Here is an 18437-nt window from a genome sequence, read left to right on the forward strand (position 1 = left end):
TGGTAAATCAGACCACAAAACAGCTCAATTACCCGCCATATCAAGGTTTTGAAAGGATCAGAAACCTCCTGTTGAAAACGTGTCCAAACGCAGCGAAAAAAATTTATTTTTCTTCTTCAACCTCTTTATTTTTCTCTTTTTCTATAAATAAACGGATTTCTTCTAGAAAAACATCCCCATATTTCTCTCTTTTTTGAGCGCCTATCCCCTTAATATGGAGAAGTTCTTCTTCTGTTTTAGGTTGAACAGCTGACATTTCCTTCAATGTTTGATCAGAAAATACAACAAATGGCGGAACGCCCTGCTCTCTCGCCAGCTTCATTCTCACCGCTCTCAGCTGCTCAAATAATGCATCGTTTTCTTGAATCGCCTCTCTTTTAACTGCCTGCTTTTTATACACAGCCTCTTGTCCGACTAACACTTTCTTCCCTTTATGTGTCACTTTTAATGTTGGGTAAGCCCCTTCAGACATGTGCAAATACTCTTCTGTAATTAGGAATTCGATGAAATCACTGATTTGCTGGGCTGATTGCTGCTTCATTAAAGCGTATGTAGGAAGACGGTCGAAACCAAGATCAAGCACTTTTTTATTTTTAGAGCCTGCCAGTACTTGAGCAATCATCATTTTTCCAAATCGCTCGTTCATTCTAACCGTACACGATAAAACCATTTGCGCTTCTCGAGTGACCTCTTCACGCTCTCTTTCATCAAGGCAATTGCTGCATTTTTGGCAAGGAGTACTTGTTGATTGATCAAAGTAGTCCATTACAAATTGCTGCAAACATTGCTCAGTATGACAGTAATCCACCATTTGTCTTAGTTTAAGCAGTTCATGCTGATAGCGCACTTCATCTTCTGTTGACTGTTCAATGAGGAAGCGCTGCATTCGTACGCCCTGCGGCGAAAACAGTAAAATACATTCACTTTCAAGACCGTCTCTACCTGCGCGCCCAGCTTCTTGATAGTAGCTTTCAATATCCCTTGGAATTTGATGATGAATGACAAAACGGACATTTGATTTATTAATTCCCATGCCAAATGCAGATGTAGCGACCATGACCTGGATGTCATCATTTAAAAACAGGTTTTGCTGCTCTTCTCTCACATCGTCATCTAACCCGCCATGATAAATGCCAGCTTTGATCTTTTGTTTCTTTAGCCGATTGTAAATGTTTTCAGCTTCTTTTCTTGTAGCTGTATAGATAATGCCGGACTCAAGCTTGTTTTTCTTCATATAATGTGTGATAAAGCGGTCACTATTTTCTCCTTTGACCACCTGAAAAGACAAATTCTCTCTAGCAAACCCAGTAAAAATGGTTTCTTCTTCGTTCATGCCAAGCTGTTCACATATATCTCGGTGGACCTTTTTCGTGGCTGTAGCCGTTAGTGCGACTATCACTGGCCTTTTTGTCAATTTATCTAAGCATTCTTGAATAAAGCGATAGCTTGGCCTAAAATCATGTCCCCACTCAGATATACAGTGCGCTTCATCAATTGCGATTAAAGGGATCGTTAACCGATCAAGTAGCTGAAAAAAACGTTCATTTTGTAAACGTTCAGGTGTGATATAAAGCAGCTGATATTCCCCATCTGCACATTTTTTTAGCCTTTTATTCATTTCAGCTGCAGAAAGTGTGCTGTTTAAAAAGGACGATCGTATGCCCATCTCATTTAGCGCATCGACCTGATCTTTCATTAAAGAAATTAGCGGGGATACAACGATCGTTGTTCCTTCCATCATCAGGGCAGGAATCTGGTAGCAAACCGATTTCCCTCCGCCTGTCGGCATAATACAGACGGTATCCTTCTGTTTGTTTACAATCGATTCAATGGCTTGTTTCTGTCCCTGCCTAAAGGTGTCAAAGCCAAAGTATTGTTTCAGGAGTGCTTCTGCTTGTTCTAACATCCATTTCCCTCTCCGTCTTTTGTTTTGTCTATTTTAACATACATTCCTTCTTCATCCGGCGGTCTGTGCAATTTCGTTTTTTCACAAAATAAAAAGCCATTTTCCGAAATGGAAAATGGCTTGAATCATCCTAGGAAAAGCTGCGGATGCCGTAATCTAAGTAAGAAAGTTTTAAACCACCACTCCTCAAAGTGGGTGTTTGCAGAAACGTTCCTGTCTTCCTCTCTAAGGAGGCATGACATTCCGGCTTCAATATAAAACTCCCTATTACAGCTTAAAGGTTAAAACTTAATTAACATTACGCGCATCGCAGCCTTTAAACTATACTACACGAAAGTTAATTAAATTTCAAGAGATCTTTTCTCTTTGAAATACTCATGTATACAAGATTTTTATCCACGAGTATATATGGAAACATTATTCTGAAAAAATTTAACCTTCTCATATATTGCTATTTTTCTTCCTCCACATCAACATCCTGCTCTTCCTCCAGTCTTTCATACGTATCTGAATGCATTTGATCCATTGTTTCTCTATTCGTTAAATCACGCATTTGATCGGAGAATGAACGGTCAAACTCGTTTGGATCTTGAGTTGTTTCCTCATTTTTCTTTGCACCAATTGAAAAGCGTGTATATGGAACTGCTTTTAAACGCTCATATGGGATCTCTTTTCCTGTTTTCTCACAAATCCCATATGTTCCGTCTTCCATTCGTTTCAGTGCTGCATCGATTTCACCTTCAAGTTGATCATCGACTTGATCCAGCGTTTGTTCTGTCATGCGGTCTAAATAGATGCTCCCATGATCAGCGATATGATTCCCAACACCATTTGATATCTCACTCGATTCAACGAGCATCGATTCTTCTTTCTTTTTTGATCCCTTCACATCTTCTTTTAGTTGAATCAATCTTTCGTATAAATCAGCTTGTTGTTCTTTCGTTAAGCCCACGGTCAATCACTCCTTTCTCATTACCTTCCCGCTGGAAGGGAAAAGAAAACATCAAAAAAGCCGCCGCCTATTTGGCAGCAGCTTTTTTCTCTTAAAGATGGCGAAGTGCTTCTTCGATTGGTTTATCGCCTTTAATCAAGTCAAAGGACTTATTTTTCACATTCGATTCTGTTAAGCTCTCCACAAGAACAATGGCTACGTCCTCTCTTGAAATCTCGATGTTCTGATCATCTGGAATATGCTCGGCAGCTTTAATCTTTCCTGTCTTCTCCTCATGCAGCAGGGCGCCGGGCGGACAATCGTATAGGAAAGACCAGACTGTTTTAAGTGTTCATCAGCTTTTCTTTTCGCTTCATAATAAGTTTCCATACTTCCTTGCCCTTTTCCCTGGTTCGGGTCATCGGCATTATAGGAACTGAGCATAACAAAATGCTGGATGTTTTCTTTTTTCGCTGTATCAACGAGGCGTTTTGCACCTTCTTGATCGACCGCAATGGTCTTATCCGCACCTGTTTTTGAGCCTGAACCAGCTGCAAAGATGACAGCGTCTGCTTGTTTCACAGCATCTGTCACATCTTTTTCAAGATCACCGATGACAGGTGCTGCACCAAGTTCTTTTAGCGCATCAGCTTGTTTTTCATCTCGAATGAGAGCAAGCGGCTCATGTCCTTTTTCTTTTAAATAACGAACGACAAGTCTACCTGTATGTCCATTTGCTCCTGCAACTAACACTTTCATTGTTCATTCTCCTTTCTGTATCTGTTTCATCTTTAACCTTTTTTGCTATCATTCAAACACTTAAGCAGAAAAAAGCCCTTCCCATCAGATGGGAAAGGCTCAGAAATGTGCGATCTATGAAAATAAGAACGAAGAATGAGAAAAGTGCATATGATCTATGTAATCGCAAGATTGATCAGCAAAGATGTTTTGTCAAAATGGCTTGCACATCACTCAAATCCGTCTCTTTGGAAAAGTCGAGTTCAAATACTTTTGAGCTTGTGACAAGCAGCATACCTGTGTCCTGATCAAACACGCCAGCTTCTTGAATGGCAAAACTTTCAATTGATCGATACGGCAAGGAGACCCTGACTTTCTTCTTAGAAAATACGCGGTTATCGCCAAAGATCAGTCGTTTATTTGTAAAGCAAATTTGGTCGTGACGCAGTCTGTAAACAGCCTCAATTCTTTCCCCTTCAATCAATAAGGATTCGAATTTCTTATCATTTTGTTTACTGACAGAAAAAATACCCACGTAAACCCCCTCTTCCTGCATCAAATTCCTTTATGACAAAACGGCCACACGGCTCTGTGGGTACGTTTTATTCTCACTTATAGAATACGCTATAAATGATCGTTATTCCATTACGAATAGATTAAATTTCATTTAACTTTTTCTTTTTGATCCGATGCTCTTTCCTCTATTTATTTAGACTGTTAAAGCAGGAAAAAAGTTTCAGTTCTTTTCTAGAAAAAATGCTGAATCATTCCAATAAAAAAACAGTGATTATGACAAATCACTGTTTTTAAATGCCTATTCGTCTTTTGGTGTGTCAATCGTTCCCTCGGCATACACATCAGAAATCTGTTCAAGCGTAATCGCCATATCAGCATCTTCGTGTTCATGCCATGCATTTTGATTTTGCTGCTCATCATTTTGCTGCTTTTTCATCATCATCACCCTTTACTGTTTTTCTTAGTATGAGTGATGACCCTCAAAATCATTCAGCCGAAATATCTTCAAAATACTCTTTGTAATACCCGCCTACTTTACCCGTATTATCAACGACAAACAGGAATTCCTCTGTTTCATTTTTCACTTCATATGTGCTTCCAACCGTTAATGCCCGGTCGACCATATATTTTTTCGCGTTTGTATGTACACATTTTACTTGTTTTAACGTTTGAGCCGTTTGCCAGTTTTGATGGTTCATGATTTAAAAACTCCTTTTTTCATCTATACATTTATTGTAGCCAAATTTTCACGAAATGCAATGAGTGTTATGGATTGCTTTCAAACATGTCGTGTAATATGATGATTGTATACGTTTACATTTTTGTGCGTATACAGTTTCGTTGCATGTCCGCTTTTCTCACCTAGAACTCGCAGAAAACAATCCATATCTTTAAGGAGGTTTGTTTATTTATGAGCTCTACAACACTTCAAATTAGTTCAAAACTCGAATCTTTTCTCCAAGGGACGAAAAAACTCTACATTAACGGTCAGTTTGTCACAAGTCACGACAATAAAACCTTTGCTACTCCTAACCCAGCCACAGGCGAAACCCTTATTGATGTATATGAAGCAGGTGAAAAAGATATTGATGAGGCAGTAAAAGCTGCTAAAAAAGCCTTCCATGGTCCTTGGCGCTCAATGTCTGCCGCTGAACGCGCCCGCCTCATGTTCAAGCTTGCTGATTTAATGGAAGAAAATCAAGAAGAGCTTGCACAGCTTGAAACTTTAGATAATGGAAAACCAATCAATGAAACAACAAATGCAGATATTCCCCTCGCTATTGAGCACATGCGCTATTATGCGGGCTGGACGACAAAAATGAATGGACAAACCATTCCTGTCAGTCAAGGATATTTTAATTATACCCGCCATGAGCCGGTTGGCGTTGTAGGACAAATCATCCCATGGAACTTCCCGCTACTCATGGCCATGTGGAAAATGGGTGCCGCACTTGCAACAGGATGCACCATCGTTTTAAAGCCAGCCGAACAAACTCCACTCTCTGCTCTTTATTTAGCAGAATTAGTGGACAAAGCCGGCTTCCCAGAAGGCGTGATTAACATTGTTCCTGGATTTGGTGAAACAGCCGGAAATGCCTTAACTGAACATCCTGATGTGAACAAACTTGCCTTCACAGGGTCAACAAGCGTTGGAAAATTAATTATGGAGAAAGCGGCTAAAACCATTAAAAGGGTCACATTAGAGCTTGGCGGAAAATCACCGAATATTATTTTACCTGATGCCGATTTAAAGAAAGCCATTCCAGGTGCTTTAAATGGCGTCATGTTTAACCAAGGCCAAGTATGCTGCGCGGGCTCCAGAGTCTTTGTTCACCGAAGCCAATATGATGAAGTGGTCGATCAAATGGCCAAATATGCAGGATCCCTCAAGCAAGGCGCTGGTCTTCATCAAGATACACAAATTGGACCTCTTGTAAGTAAAGAACAGCACGAACGCGTATTAGGCTATATTGAAAAAGGTAAATCCGAAGGGGCAACAGCCGTTGTCGGTGGCGATTGCCCTTATGAGGCTGGCTATTTCGTCTCCCCTACTATTTTTAAAGATGTAGAAGATGAAATGACCATTGCCAAAGAAGAAATCTTCGGACCTGTTTTATCTGCAATTCCTTACGATTCCATTGATGAAGTGGTCGAACGGGCCAACCAGTCTGAATATGGATTAGCAGCAGGACTTTGGACAGAAAACTTAAAGCATGCCCACGATATTGCTGCACGTCTTGAAGCAGGAACAATTTGGGTCAACTGCTATAATGTCTTTGATGCCGCCTCCCCGTTTGGAGGATATAAGCAATCAGGTCTTGGCAGAGAAATGGGGTCATATGCCCTTAACAACTATACAGAAGTCAAAAGTGTATGGATTAATCTCCAAGACTAATGACGTCAAGAAAGCCTTTGACCCTGTCATCGGCTCAGATCGTTGACAAAGTGCTAAAATGATTTTTATTTTAGCATTTTGTCTTCTTTTCAGCGTGATAGAAAACCTTTGCAGTCTAGGAAGGACGAGCACTGGCGCGGAGCGAATGGACATTCGTGAGCACCAGCGCGCAGACCTGACACCGAATGCGAGGGTTTGTCTACACGCTGAGCCGGTGACCCTGTCATCGGCTTTTTTTATGTTTGCATGTGACAGGCCGGCTCCTGAATATAGTATGAAAGGAAAGGAGCATGGCCGCATATGCAAGATTTTCAATTGAAAGTAAACGAATTTATCGAAGAATTGCACATACAAATGCAGCGAAGACAACGAGAAGATGGCGCCTTTGTTTTCTGCTTTGAAGGTCCTATGATGACAAATGCTTTTTTGATTATGCTGTTAAAGGCTGTCGGTGATTCAGATCAGGCTTTGGTTCATCAACTAGCAGAAGCGATCCGCGAAAAACAAAATGAGGATGGGTCTTTTTCTTTGTATCATGATCAAACGGGACATGTAACTGCCACTGTGCAGGGCTATTGCGGAATGCTCGTATCAGGCAGGTTTCAACAAGATGAGCCTCATATGGAAAAAGCAGCGCAATATATACGTTCAAAAGGCGGATTAAAGAACGTTCACTTTATGACAAAGTGGATGCTCGCCGTCAACGGCATGCACCCTTGGCCGTATTTCTATGCACCACTTTCCTTTTTACTCATCCCTACATACTTTCCGCTGCACTTTTATCATCTTAGTGCATATGCAAGAATTCACTTTGTACCAATGATGATCGCACTCAACAAACGATATACCTCTCATGAGACATTTCCAAGCTTGGCACACCTTGATGCAAACATGTCTAAGAATCCATTTGACTGGTTTATGGCAAGAGAAGAACGTTCCGCTCAACACTTTCTGACTTACATGCGATCGTATACAGCACTCGACAGCCGGCTGGACTTTTTCGGATATGAAGCAGCAAAGCGATATATGTTTGATCGCCTTGAAAAAGATGGCACGCTGTACAGCTATTTAAGTGCCAGTATATTTATGGTCTATGCACTTATGAGTCTTGGGTACTCCCCTGGGCATCATCTCATTTTAAAAGCAGTCAAAGGCATGAAAAAACTAGTTACTGTCTGTCAGGGCAGAATGTATGCAGAAAATTCCACATCCACAGTTTGGGATACAGCGCTTGTCAGTTACGCTTCTCAAAAAGCTGGCAAAAAACAAGAAGACCCAGTCATCACTAAGTCTTTCTCATACTTGCTGAACCGGCAGCAAATGAAGAAAGCAGATTGGGCGATTCATAACCGTCATGCTGCCCCGGGAGGCTTTGGTTTTTCAGATATCAACACAAATAACCCTGATTGTGATGATACGCAAATTGTCTTAAAAGCCATTCCGCGAACATACGCACCAGTTCAGTGGAAACGAGGATTTCATTGGCTTCTTTCCATGCAAAACCGTGACGGCGGATTCTCTGCTTTTGAAAAAAATCAAGATCACTTCCTGCTTCGACATCTGCCGCTTGAATCTGCGGAGGATGCAGCGATCGATCCATCGACTCCCGATATTACAGGCCGGGTGCTTCATCTCATTGGTCTTGAAGAGAAAAACATGTCACCACCCGTTCACAGGCAAAAAGATCAATGTGTCAAGTGGCTCCTAGATCATCAAGAGAAAAATGGATCATGGTTTGGCAGATGGGGTGTTTGCTATATTTATGGGACGTGGGCAGCATTAACAGGACTAAAAGAGGCCGGCATCCCCTCTACCCATCCTGCTGTTCAAAAAGCGTGCCGATTTTTAAAGCAGATTCAACGAGAAGATGGCAGCTTCGGAGAATCGTGTAAAAGTGCAGAGGTAAAAACGTATGTCCCCCTCCCGTTTGGCACAGTGGTGCAGACGGCTTGGGCAGCAGAGGCACTTTTACAATATGAGAAGCCAGATGACAAAGCGATTTTAAAAGCCATCTCATTTTTGACCCATCATCAGCACACGAGTGAAGCCTTGCACTATCCAGTAGGCATTGGCCTGCCAAAGCAATTTTACATCACCTATCATAGCTATCCATTTGTCTTTCCCATGATGGCTTGTTCTACATTTTTAGATGAAATGAGGCGTAAGAATGAATAAGGAACAGTATCGAATGCAGCTCAAAGAGTGGCTTAGCTCCATTCAATCCGCGATTCAAGATGACAACATCCGTCAGAAAGTAGACCATTTATGGTTTTCAATGGATGATGAACATTCCAGTGAACAAGAGTGGTACGAACTGGCAGAACGTATTTCTGAGGACATGAAACCACAAGAAGACATGCGAGAGGTAGCAGCGGGAAATCATAAGCTACCTCCTCTCCCTTACCGGTATGATGCACTAGAACCGTTTATTTCAAAGGAGATTATGTATTTGCATCACCAGAAACATCATCAATCATATGTTGATGGTTTGAACCAAGCTGAGCTTGCATTAAAAAATGCAAGAAGAACCAATGATTTCAAAATGATCAAGCATTGGGAAAGAGAGCTTGCCTTCAATGGTGCTGGACACTATTTACATTGTATTTTTTGGTTTTCCATGAGTCCTTCAGGAAAACGAAAGCCCACTGGACAAATGCTTCGTCTCATTGAACAATCATTTGACAGTTATGACGCATTCAAATCTCAATTTTCAGCAGCGGCCAAACAAGTAGAGGGTGTCGGCTGGGCCATTCTCGTTTGGGCGCCCAGATCCCAGCGATTAGAGATTTTACAAGCAGAACGCCATCAACTTTTGTCACAATGGGACGTAATCCCTCTTTTAGCCCTTGATGTATGGGAGCACGCCTACTATCTTCAATATCTGAATGAAAAACCGAAATACGTAGATCGTTGGTGGAGTGTAGTTGACTGGCGTGAGCCAGAACCAAGGCTTAAGCAAGCACAGCAAGTGAAGTGGACCCCTTTTTAAGACGATGCTCCATATAGGCTCATGCTTATATGGGGTGTTTTTAGTTTACATAATTAAATTATTAACACCTTTATAAAGAACGGGTTGTTTTTTCAGAAAATTCGTTTAAAATAGGAAAGATATGTGAGGAAAGTGAGATGAAGCAATGAATGAACATTCTTTTAACCATTAGTCAATTTGCAGGAAGAACCTTCGCAATCTGGGTCATTATCTTTGCATGTCTTGGATTTGCTTTTCCTGACGTATTCTCTCAGATTGGACCGTATATCCCTTTTTTACTAGGAATCATTATGTTTGGGATGGGGCTTACGTTATCAGGTGAAGATTTTAAGGAGCTTTTTCGTAAACCTCTTTATGTGCTAATCGGGGTTTTGGCGCAGTACACACTCATGCCGCTGATCGCCTTTCTATTAGCTTACGGATTACGGCTGCCATCTGAAATTGCAGTAGGCGTTATTCTTGTGGGCTGCTGCCCAGGCGGTACTGCATCCAATGTCATGACCTTTTTGGCAAAAGGCAATATGGCATTATCCGTAGCGGTCACAACTATATCGACCCTTCTTGCTCCCTTTTTAACGCCTCTTTTTATTTTTATCTTTGCAAGATCATGGTTGCCTGTATCACCGGAGGCATTATTTTTGTCGATTGTCCAAGTTGTGCTTATTCCTATTATCTTAGGGGTTATTGTTAAGGTGTTTTTCAAAAAACAAGTAAACTATGCGGTTCAAGCATTGCCGCTTGTATCTGTTGCTGGAATTGTGGTGATCATTGCAGCGGTTGTCAGTGCAAATAAAGAGCAGATTCTTCAATCTGGATTGCTGATATTAGCCGTTGTCGTTTTACATAATGGGCTCGGTCTTTTATTTGGATACCTGATCGCTAAATGGTGCAAAATGGATATCCCTTCTCAAAGAGCGATTTCGATTGAAGTAGGGATGCAAAACTCCGGGCTTGGTGCAGCCCTTGCAACAGCACATTTCTCGCCGCTCGCAGCCGTACCAAGTGCGATTTTTAGTGTGTGGCATAACTTATCTGGTTCCTGGCTTGCGACGTATTGGTCAAAACGAGGACAACCTGACAGTGAAAAGAAAAAAAGCTAGCACCTTAACAGGTGCTAGCTTTTTATAATAGAAGATTATCCTTCAAGCAATAGCTGCTCAGGATCTTCAAGCAGGTTTTTAATCGTAACGAGGAATCCAACTGCTTCTTTACCATCGACAATACGGTGATCGTAAGAAAGAGCTAAATACATCATCGGACGGTTCTCAAAACGTTCTTCATCAATCGCCACCGGACGAAGCTGAATTTTATGCATTCCTAAAATTCCAACTTGCGGGCTGTTTAAAATCGGTGTTGAAAGCAGAGAACCAAATGTTCCGCCGTTTGTGATCGTGAATGATCCACCTTGTAACTCACTAAGAGCCAATTTGTTATCTCTTGCTTTTTTCGCAAGATGACCAATTTCTTTTTCAATCCCGGCAAATGACAATCTGTCTGCATCACGGACAACCGGTACGACAAGTCCTTCGTTTGCAGCAACAGCGATGCCGATGTCATAGAATTTCTTCAAGACAAGCTCATCACCTTGAATTTCTGCGTTAAGCAGCGGATATTTCTTCAGTGCTGCTACAACTGCTTTTGTAAAGAAGGACATGAAGCCAAGCTTGACATCATTTTGTTCTAGGAAGGCATCTTTACGACGCTTTCTTAAATCCATCACAGCTGTCATATCAACTTCATTAAATGTCGTCAGCATCGCAGCCGTTTGTTGAACTTCAACTAAACGTTTTGCAATTGTTTGTCTGCGGCGTGACATTCTTTCACGTTCAACTGGCTTTCCTGGTTGTTCAGTTTGCACCGCCGCATTTGCTTTTGGCGCGGCTTTCGGTGCACTTGCAGGTGCTTCATTCTTTTGATAAGAAGCGACATCCTGCTTTCGTACCCTGCCCAGCGGATCTACGGTTGGAATCTCAGATAAGTCTAATCCCTTCTCTCTCGCTAGTTTTCTAGCTGCAGGAGAAGCGATGGTTCTGCCATTACCAGCTTTCGGCTCTTCTTTCACTGCTTCTTCTTTTTGAGCAGCTGCCGGTTCTTCTTTCGAAGCTGGTGCAGAAGCTTGCTCAGGTGCTGGAGCTGCGGACTCGCTTCCGCCAGCTTCACCTGCTGCAATCGTTCCGATGACCTCTCCAACTTGTACAGTGTCACCAGAATCTTTGAGCACTTCTTTTAATACACCAGATTCTTCAGCAGTCAGTTCGACATTGACTTTATCTGTTTCAAGTTCCAGCAGGTACTCCCCCTGCTCCACATAATCGCCCGGCTGCTTTAGCCATTGAGCAATCGTTCCTTCCGAGATTGATTCCGCTAATTCAGGTACTTTAATTTCCGCCATTTTTCATTTCCCCCTTAGTTTTTGCGAGTCAAGCTATCAGATACAATTCGTTCTTGTTCTTTTTTATGCACAGTTGGATCACCCTCAGCCGTACTTGAACGTCTTCTTCGGCCGATGTAACGTACTTTTACTTTTTCAGGCGCAATTTCACGTAAATATGGCTCAATGTATCCCCAAGCTCCCATATTTTGCGGTTCTTCTTGCACCCATACGATTTCTTCTAAGTTTGTCAGCTTTGTTAGAATTCCTTTAATATCTTTGGCTGGGAACGGATATAGCTGTTCCACTCTTGCAACGTGAAGCCAATCTTTCGGCTCTTCCATTTGAGTAAAACGATCACTAATATCAATGGATACCTTCCCGCTAGATAGCACGAGACGCGATACTTTTTCGTGATCATGTACAAGACCTGGCTGTTCAAGAACTGGACGGAACTGTCCATCCGTTAATTCTTGGACTTCAGACAATGTGTTCGGGTTACGAAGCAGACTCTTCGGTGTCATAATGACAAGCGGACGAATCTCTTCACGAAGCAGCATTTTCGCCTGTCTTCTAAGAATATGGAAATATTGCGCTGCACTTGTCAGATTCGCAACTGTCCAGTTATTCTCAGCAGCTGATTGCAGGAAGCGCTCTGTTCTTCCACTTGAATGCTCAGGACCTTGTCCTTCATATCCATGCGGCAGCAGCATCACTAAACCTGATTTTTGTCCCCATTTTGCACGGCCAGCTGAGATAAATTGATCGAAATACACTTGAGCCGCATTTGCGAAGTCTCCGAATTGAGCTTCCCAAATCACTAACGTTTCAGGAGAATAGACATTATAACCATATTCAAATCCGATGACTGAGCCTTCTGACAGTGGACTGTTATGAACAGTAAACGATGCATTTGCATCACTCAGTTCATGAAGAGCAATAAATTCATCACCCGTTTGACTGTCGTGAAGAACAAGGTTTCTTTGAGCGAAAGTACCACGCTCTGAATCCTGTCCGGTCATTCGAATTGGCGTACCGTCTTTTAATATAGATGCAAATGCGAGTGCTTCCCCAAGTGACCATTCTACTTTACGGTCATCTGTAAACACTTTTGCACGTTTTTCAAGGATCCGTTTCAGCTTACCAAATACTTGGAAATCATTCGGCCAGCTGATCAATTCTTCATTCAACTTTCGCAATACATCAAATTCTACTGATGTATCCACTGCTGGGAAGCCGTTTGATACAGGCTCTGGCAGTTCGATTTCTTGAATCGTATGCTCTTTCTTTGAAGGCACCTTTTTATAAGCTTCTTCTATTTTTGCCGTCACAGCCTGCTCGATTTCTTCACGCTGCTCTTTTGTCAAAAGACCTTCTGAGACAAGTTTATCTGCAAAGATATTCTTGACCGTTTTGTGCTTTCTGACCGCATCGTACAGCATTGGCTGAGTTGTAGAAGGCTCATCCATTTCGTTATGACCATATCTGCGGTAGCCGATCAAGTCAATAAGGAAATCCTTCTTGAAACGTTTGCGGTATTCTACAGCTAGCTGAACAGCCGCTAAACACGCTTCTGGATCATCTGCATTGACGTGAACAATAGGAATCTCAAACCCTTTTGCAAGGTCACTTGCATATTTCGTCGAACGAGATTCATTGCTTTCCGTTGTAAACCCGATCATATTGTTGGCAATAATATGGATGGTTCCGCCCACTTGATAGCCTACAAGTTGACTTAAATTTAATGTTTCTGCCACAATTCCTTCTCCAGGGAATGCTGCATCCCCATGAATTAAGATGGCTAACGCTTTTTCAACGTCTTGAACTGGATAGCCTTTTTGAGTACGTGATTCCTGAGCAGCACGCGTGCTTCCTTCAATGATTGGATCAATGAACTCCAAGTGACTTGGGTTATTAGCAAGCGTGACTCTCGCACTCTTTGTATCTTCGTCTTTGATTTGACGGTCAGCTCCAAGATGGTACTTAACATCCCCGGTCCATCCATAGCTGATGCCGATAGAGCCTTCTGATGGAACAAGCTCTTTATTTGGCGCATGCTGGAATTCTGAGAAAATGATCTCATATGGCTTCCCTAACACATGTGCTAATACATTTAAACGGCCTCTGTGTGCCATTCCAATGTTAATATTTGAAGTCCCTTGTGTTACGGACTCTGAAATAATTTCATCAAGTACTGGGACAAGTGCGTCTAAACCTTCTATAGAAAAGCGCTTTTGCCCAACAAATGTTTTATGAAGAAACTGCTCGAACTGCTCAACTTCTGTTAATCTCTTGAATACAGAAACTAGTTTGTCTGATGGTTTTTTCTTAAATAGTTCACCAGACTCAATTGATTTTGAGAGCCAGTTTCGCTCTTCGAAGTCATGTACGTGATCAAACTCAAATGAAATGGTACGCTTATACGTATTTCTCAAATGGTTAATGGCTTCTATGCCGTTTGAAATGTGTTTTGGTGCATCCGGACTAATAATAGATATCGGAATATTCTTGACATCTTCTTCTGTTAAACCGTACTCCTTTAAAGGAAACAGTTCTTGTAATTCCTTTTCTTTGCGAAGAGGATTGACGGAAGCATTTAAATGGCCATACGTTCTGATGTCTTCTGCCAGTTTAACGACTGATGCTATCTTTTGGATTTGTTCAGAAGTAACTACGCTATTTTCTTTTTTCCCAATTTCCTCCTTCATTTCACTCGGTGGTGCACCAAGTTCATCAAATATGCCTCTTAGATCTTCATCAACACTAGTAGGATCCTGGACATACTGATCGTAGAGCTCGAGCACATAGCCGAGGTTCGGACCATGAAATTCTTCCCAACTCAACGGTTGTTTCACATCATTTTGAAACATTTTGAACACTACCCCCAACTTTGATCATCAAGTGATTGAACACTATCTCGATATAACTTCCAGAACACAATGACCAAATTTATGTAATAAAACGCTTCCAATAATATTCTACCACTGTTTTGGATTACTTTCTACATTCTTTGTTCAATTAAAGATAAAAAATTCACAGAAAAACAAAAAATTTAAATCATTCCGAAAAATAATTTAAAGAAAGGGGCAAAACCTTATGCCCCAATGCTTTTATGCAGCAGTTTCTTCAGTAGTGGATATAAAACATCTGGCAATGTATCGACATCTGGTACAAAAATGCTGAACTTGCCATACATATCTTGAATGGTTTTCATCTGTGCTTCTTCTATCGGCGAATTGGATAAAAACACATTGATCACTTCAATGCCCTTTTTCCTCGCTTCAAGAACTGCTTCATGCGTATCGACAATCCCATTTTGTTCGTAGCTGAACGCAGCTGGCTCTCCGTCTGAAAAGACAATCAGAAACTTTTGCTCTTCTCTTCGCTTTAAAATCATCTTTGTCATTTGGCGGATCGCATAACCATCCCGGTTATCCTCTTCTGGCTCAAGAGACATAATAGAAGGCCCTGCATCAAATAAAGAATCTTTGAACGACACGACTGTGTTGAAGTAGTTTGGCTGACTTGTTTCTGTTGCGTCGTTTGTATCTTCCCAAAACCCAACAATTTGATGTGGGACTTGTACGGATTTTAACGCTTCATGAAATAGAACAATGCCTTTTTTCGTCTCGTCCATCTTGTCAAACATGCTCGCTGAACAGTCTACTAATAAGGTGAAAACAGCATCAATCTGAGAAGACGGTGCTTGTTTTTTATAGAAAAGACGCGGATTAGACTCTGTAAAGTAGCGAATCAGCTTTTTGCTGAGACGTCCTGCATGAAGGTCCGTTTTAGGCCAAGATTTTTTATGTTCAAGAGTTTTTTGGATCATTTGTTTTAAGCGTTTTTGGTAAGGCTCAATTTCCTTCGCATGCTGCTTGTATACATTGATTTGTTCTGGCATAGGCGGATCTGGTGAAATCATGACTGGAAACGCATATTTGTTCTCTTTTCCATTTTCATGACCGTCTGCTCCGCTTTCTTCACCTTCAGCCTCTTCCAGCGCCTCAAGCTTTGAATAATCTTTTCGGTGTGTTTGCTTTGCAGAGCCTTGGACAGTTCCGAGTGCCTGATCTCCGTCATCGCCTTCTCTTGCTGCATCCTTACCAAGATCACTTTTACCGCCATGCTCTAAATCAAATTGAAGGAAGCTTTTTGATGGCGCTTCGGTTTCTCGATGCCATACTTCCATGTACTCTTGGTGAATGTCTTCATCGCCTTCTTTTTCCCGGTCGACTTTGATGTCCTCACTTAATTTAGGTTTTCTTTTTAAGTCATGGAACAGTGGTTCTTTTGCCGCTTGTTCATAGTCCAATTCAGGGAAGAAAAAGTACGTATTCAGCATGTCCTTTTCAAGCAGTTCATCAAAGCCTTCCATCAATTCTTTGACAATAGCTGCAATGTCTGCTGTTGAACCCGCATCATACACACGTTCAAGACTTGACTCAATAAACGGAATCATCGGATTGATCTGCTCATGAAGAGGCGGAATCTCTTCGAGCGGAGAATCAGCTGTCAGCTTCACATAAATCGCACAAAAGAGTGCATCCGTTAATATGCTTCGTTCTTGGTTAATCGTTAATTGTGTCTTAAAGTGACGCCGGTACAGCTCTCTTCTTCGTTTAAATACCTTTTTTGTTCCTGGGCGGCCATGTTTAATCCGCTCTTCAATCCGGATATCTTCAAACAGCATAAACAATTGTTTACATATATCAGGAATGGATAATGTATGCGCATAGCGAACGATCTCCTGAAATACAGTAAGATCACTATAAACCGTCCCTACTGCACGAAGGAACACATCACTTTTCAGCCCTGCTAGCATATCTTCTTGTTTACGATCATCCCAAAAATGACTGATGAAAATTTTCTTTTCGAACGGTTCATAGTAGGACTGCACACCGTATTCAAGCTCGACATCATCACTTTTTGCTAACGTTTTAGCTAAATCCGTTAATTCCATAAATAGAAATGAATCGATTCTGCTGTCATTAAATTTGATAAATTTCAAAAGTCAGAACCTCACTCGAATAATGTTTGGGCGATATTTCTTACCGCTGCTTTTTCCCGGTCATCTTCCAGTTTTTCAACAATCCCTCGTTCAACGGCACGAAGCGGCGGGATGTATTGCGCAAGATCACAAGTATCTAGGAGCGCGCGGATGGATGCTGCTTCTTCACTCACCTGTCCGTTATGAGCTTGTGTAATAAGGTCTGATGAGAGCTGAACGAATTGATCAATTAACCGCTCATCCTTTAAAACAGATTGAGATTGCAGCACATCTTTCAGGATACCGCCGCCGATATATGGAACGTCAATGACAACAAATCGGTTTTTTAACGCTTCATTTAGAGGCACTGTGCCTACATACCCTTCATTGATTGCCGCAATGACGCCAAAGCCTTCTTCTGCTCGAACAACCTCACCTGTAAATGGGTTTGTCATCATTTTTCTGTAGTCGAGTACACCATTTAAAATAGGAAGTGTTTCTGGCTTCGCCATGTTGATTTCATCAATATATAAAAGGTGGCCTTTTTTCATTGCTTTTGTCACAGGTCCTTCAATGAATTCAATCGAAGCCACCTGACCATCATTATGAATGGTTTTATAGCCAATCAAGCTTTCTGCATCAAGATCAACCGAGCAGTTCACACTATGCATCGGCTGCTGAAAGAAAGCGGATAATGTTTCTGCTAGTTTTGTTTTACCTGAGCCGGTCGGCCCCTTTAAAAGAACGTTTTTTCCTAGTGCTAATGCAATCATGGCATCTTGAATGATAGAAGTATCCTGTGATTCATAGCCGCCTGTTCCAATAAGTGGACGAAATTCTTCTTCCAGCCCTTTTGCTTTTGCTTCAATCATTGCTTGAATTTCTTCTGGGAGTGATTGTTCGTTAAACATGTATGATTAATTCCTCTCTTCGATCATTTTCCTCACCAAGTATACTAAAAAACCTTTATGCACTCAATACATAAAGGTTAGACTTCTGTTATTTTACCATTTCTTTTGTCATTGATCCGCAAGCGATGCGTTTCCCTGAGTTTCCAGAAGGGTTACTTAAATAATCATCTGCTTCTGCATGAATGATAAAGCTTCGCCCATTTTGATCGATTAATTGATTTGGGCCTCCCTTTAACGTCACATCTGGTACGTTCACGACAACATCGATTTGTCCATCTGCCCCTACCTCTAAATTAGGCATATCTCCAGCATGGTGCCCTTTTGGATTGTCAAAACCATGTTCTCTATGGGTTGGATTAAAGTGAGCTCCTGCCGTTTCAAAATCTGGCGTTTCACATATTCCTGTTTCATGAATATGAAAACCGTGAGGACCTGGCGGCAGCCCTTTCGCCTTCACATGCAAATCAAGCCCATTTTCTGAGGATTCTCTGATTTCAATGCTTCCTATTTTTTGCCCGCTTTCGTTTATGAGTGACGTCGTGACTGGTGATTGTTTAGGTGCGGCAACTTCGCTTGTTTCTTCTGTCATTTCTTTTTTCGGCGGTGCATGACATGCTGACGCAGTAAAGACCAAACATATCATGATCATCCACACTGACTTTTTCATTTATGACTGCCCCCTTTTGTTAT

14 protein-coding genes, 1 other RNA gene and 1 pseudogene are annotated in these 18437 nt (G+C 41.6%); 4 read left to right on the forward strand and 12 right to left on the reverse strand.

Annotated features, from left to right (window positions below; genetic code table 11):
- Positions 1 to 103 precede the first annotated feature (103 nt).
- The 7 genes and pseudogenes from recQ to AOQ70_RS07700 all read right to left on the reverse strand — a co-directional run bounded on the left by recQ (position 104) and on the right by AOQ70_RS07700 (position 4789).
- Positions 104 to 1906, reverse strand: a complete 1803-nt coding sequence (recQ, locus tag AOQ70_RS07675) for a DNA helicase RecQ (protein WP_039179275.1) — start codon at positions 1904 to 1906, stop codon at positions 104 to 106.
- Between the two features lie 133 nt (positions 1907 to 2039).
- Positions 2040 to 2225: non-coding RNA, 6S RNA (gene ssrS / locus AOQ70_RS07680), on the reverse strand.
- A 132-nt stretch (positions 2226 to 2357) separates the two neighbouring features.
- Positions 2358 to 2858 (reverse strand): TraR/DksA family transcriptional regulator, encoded by a 501-nt coding sequence (locus tag AOQ70_RS07685; protein ID WP_047203851.1) that lies wholly within the window; start codon positions 2856 to 2858, stop codon positions 2358 to 2360.
- Positions 2859 to 2949: 91 nt separating this feature from the next.
- Positions 2950 to 3596 (reverse strand): annotated as a pseudogene (locus AOQ70_RS07690) (SDR family oxidoreductase).
- A gap of 175 nt (positions 3597 to 3771) precedes the next feature.
- Positions 3772 to 4110 (reverse strand): PH domain-containing protein, encoded by a 339-nt coding sequence (locus tag AOQ70_RS07695; protein ID WP_024422682.1) that lies wholly within the window; start codon positions 4108 to 4110, stop codon positions 3772 to 3774.
- Positions 4111 to 4389: 279 nt separating this feature from the next.
- Positions 4390 to 4527: a YozQ family protein gene (locus AOQ70_RS19210; RefSeq protein ID WP_080967843.1), complete on the reverse strand. Its 138-nt coding sequence runs from the start codon at positions 4525 to 4527 to the stop codon at positions 4390 to 4392.
- A 49-nt stretch (positions 4528 to 4576) separates the two neighbouring features.
- Positions 4577 to 4789: a DUF6501 family protein gene (locus AOQ70_RS07700; protein WP_059375522.1), complete on the reverse strand. Its 213-nt coding sequence runs from the start codon at positions 4787 to 4789 to the stop codon at positions 4577 to 4579.
- Between the two features lie 212 nt (positions 4790 to 5001).
- Here AOQ70_RS07700 and AOQ70_RS07705 point away from each other — a divergent pair, with 212 nt between their 5' ends.
- The 4 genes from AOQ70_RS07705 to AOQ70_RS07720 all read left to right on the forward strand — a co-directional run bounded on the left by AOQ70_RS07705 (position 5002) and on the right by AOQ70_RS07720 (position 10575).
- Complete coding sequence (locus tag AOQ70_RS07705; protein WP_039179283.1) at positions 5002 to 6486, forward strand: aldehyde dehydrogenase family protein; 1485 nt, start codon at positions 5002 to 5004, stop codon at positions 6484 to 6486.
- A 300-nt stretch (positions 6487 to 6786) separates the two neighbouring features.
- Positions 6787 to 8661: a terpene cyclase/mutase family protein gene (locus AOQ70_RS07710; RefSeq protein WP_059375524.1), complete on the forward strand. Its 1875-nt coding sequence runs from the start codon at positions 6787 to 6789 to the stop codon at positions 8659 to 8661.
- Positions 8654 to 9475 carry a superoxide dismutase gene (locus AOQ70_RS07715; RefSeq protein WP_059375525.1) on the forward strand — a complete coding sequence of 274 codons (822 nt, stop codon included), beginning with the start codon at positions 8654 to 8656 and terminating at the stop codon, positions 9473 to 9475. The genes AOQ70_RS07710 and AOQ70_RS07715 overlap by 8 nt, the downstream gene beginning before the upstream one ends.
- 149 nt (positions 9476 to 9624) lie before the next feature.
- Positions 9625 to 10575 (forward strand): bile acid:sodium symporter family protein, encoded by a 951-nt coding sequence (locus AOQ70_RS07720; RefSeq protein ID WP_059375528.1) that lies wholly within the window; start codon positions 9625 to 9627, stop codon positions 10573 to 10575.
- Between the two features lie 35 nt (positions 10576 to 10610).
- Here AOQ70_RS07720 and odhB read toward each other — a convergent pair whose 3' ends face one another.
- The 5 genes from odhB to AOQ70_RS07745 all read right to left on the reverse strand — a co-directional run bounded on the left by odhB (position 10611) and on the right by AOQ70_RS07745 (position 18414).
- A complete protein-coding gene (gene odhB / locus AOQ70_RS07725; protein ID WP_039179294.1) occupies positions 10611 to 11867 on the reverse strand; it encodes a 2-oxoglutarate dehydrogenase complex dihydrolipoyllysine-residue succinyltransferase in 1257 nt (418 codons plus the stop codon).
- A 14-nt stretch (positions 11868 to 11881) separates the two neighbouring features.
- Positions 11882 to 14716 (reverse strand): 2-oxoglutarate dehydrogenase E1 component, encoded by a 2835-nt coding sequence (gene sucA, locus AOQ70_RS07730; protein WP_039179296.1) that lies wholly within the window; start codon positions 14714 to 14716, stop codon positions 11882 to 11884.
- A gap of 224 nt (positions 14717 to 14940) precedes the next feature.
- Positions 14941 to 16857 carry a vWA domain-containing protein gene (locus AOQ70_RS07735; RefSeq protein ID WP_059375531.1) on the reverse strand — a complete coding sequence of 639 codons (1917 nt, stop codon included), beginning with the start codon at positions 16855 to 16857 and terminating at the stop codon, positions 14941 to 14943.
- A gap of 11 nt (positions 16858 to 16868) precedes the next feature.
- Positions 16869 to 17747, reverse strand: coding sequence for an ATP-binding protein (locus tag AOQ70_RS07740; RefSeq protein WP_024422689.1), 879 nt, complete (start codon positions 17745 to 17747; stop codon positions 16869 to 16871).
- Positions 17748 to 17835: 88 nt separating this feature from the next.
- Positions 17836 to 18414, reverse strand: a complete 579-nt coding sequence (locus tag AOQ70_RS07745; RefSeq protein WP_039179302.1) for a superoxide dismutase family protein — start codon at positions 18412 to 18414, stop codon at positions 17836 to 17838.
- Between the last annotated feature and the right edge of the window lie 23 nt (positions 18415 to 18437).

Origin of the sequence: Bacillus sp. AM 13(2015) (assembly GCF_001518755.1) — a bacterium.
Lineage (GTDB): Bacteria > Bacillota > Bacilli > Bacillales > Bacillaceae > Bacillus > Bacillus safensis.

Bases quoted from the DNA above. Each gene is read 5' to 3' on its own strand.
- recQ (WP_039179275.1), bottom strand. From the start codon at position 1,906: ATGTTAGAACAAGCAGAAGCACTCCTGAAACAATACTTTGGCTTTGAC.
- AOQ70_RS19210 (WP_080967843.1), bottom strand. From the start codon at position 4,527: ATGAAAAAGCAGCAAAATGATGAGCAGCAAAATCAAAATGCATGGCAT.
- AOQ70_RS07700 (WP_059375522.1), bottom strand. From the start codon at position 4,789: ATGAACCATCAAAACTGGCAAACGGCTCAAACGTTAAAACAAGTAAAA.
- AOQ70_RS07705 (WP_039179283.1), top strand. From the start codon at position 5,002: ATGAGCTCTACAACACTTCAAATTAGTTCAAAACTCGAATCTTTTCTC.
- AOQ70_RS07710 (WP_059375524.1), top strand. From the start codon at position 6,787: ATGCAAGATTTTCAATTGAAAGTAAACGAATTTATCGAAGAATTGCAC.
- AOQ70_RS07715 (WP_059375525.1), top strand. From the start codon at position 8,654: ATGAATAAGGAACAGTATCGAATGCAGCTCAAAGAGTGGCTTAGCTCC.
- AOQ70_RS07720 (WP_059375528.1), top strand. From the start codon at position 9,625: ATGAACATTCTTTTAACCATTAGTCAATTTGCAGGAAGAACCTTCGCA.
- odhB (WP_039179294.1), bottom strand. From the start codon at position 11,867: ATGGCGGAAATTAAAGTACCTGAATTAGCGGAATCAATCTCGGAAGGA.
- sucA (WP_039179296.1), bottom strand. From the start codon at position 14,716: ATGTTTCAAAATGATGTGAAACAACCGTTGAGTTGGGAAGAATTTCAT.
- AOQ70_RS07740 (WP_024422689.1), bottom strand. From the start codon at position 17,747: ATGTTTAACGAACAATCACTCCCAGAAGAAATTCAAGCAATGATTGAA.
- AOQ70_RS07745 (WP_039179302.1), bottom strand. From the start codon at position 18,414: ATGAAAAAGTCAGTGTGGATGATCATGATATGTTTGGTCTTTACTGCG.